This is a genomic window from Bacillus sp. SIMBA_008 (assembly GCF_046535495.1).
Lineage (GTDB): Bacteria > Bacillota > Bacilli > Bacillales > Bacillaceae > Bacillus > Bacillus subtilis.
Map to the genome: position 1 here is coordinate 1 of NZ_JAWRWL010000116.1, position 362 is coordinate 362.

Here is a 362-nt window from a genome sequence, read left to right on the forward strand (position 1 = left end):
GTGTATCAGCTGACAAAACAGCTCTTAACCGATCAGGCCGAGTATGAACGGATGTCAAAGGCGTCAAACCCTTATGGTGACGGATCGGCCTCAAAACGGATTGCGGAAGAACTGCTTTATCGGTACGGCTATAGAAAAACCCGTCCGCAGCCTTTTACAGAATAAAAAAACTCTGCATCATATGCAGAGTTTTTTATTATTTCAGGCTTTCTTTTAATTCTTTTTTGACTGAAGCGAGGCTTGCTTCATCTAATTTGTAATAATAGATATTGTTGATTCTCGTTCCCGTTCCCTTCAGTTCATGCTGAGTGACTTTGCTGCGGGCATTTTTATAGTCAGTCATAACCGTCCACATATCATCG

Annotated in this window: 2 pseudogenes; one reads left to right on the forward strand and one right to left on the reverse strand. The window is 41.7% G+C overall.

The window, feature by feature from the left end:
• Positions 1-165: pseudogene (locus tag SB658_RS22405) on the forward strand (UDP-N-acetylglucosamine 2-epimerase (non-hydrolyzing)); the annotation flags it as partial.
• Between the two features lie 31 nt (positions 166-196).
• Here the strand turns inward: SB658_RS22405 and SB658_RS22410 are convergent.
• A pseudogene (locus SB658_RS22410) lies at positions 197-362 on the reverse strand (LytR family transcriptional regulator); the annotation flags it as partial.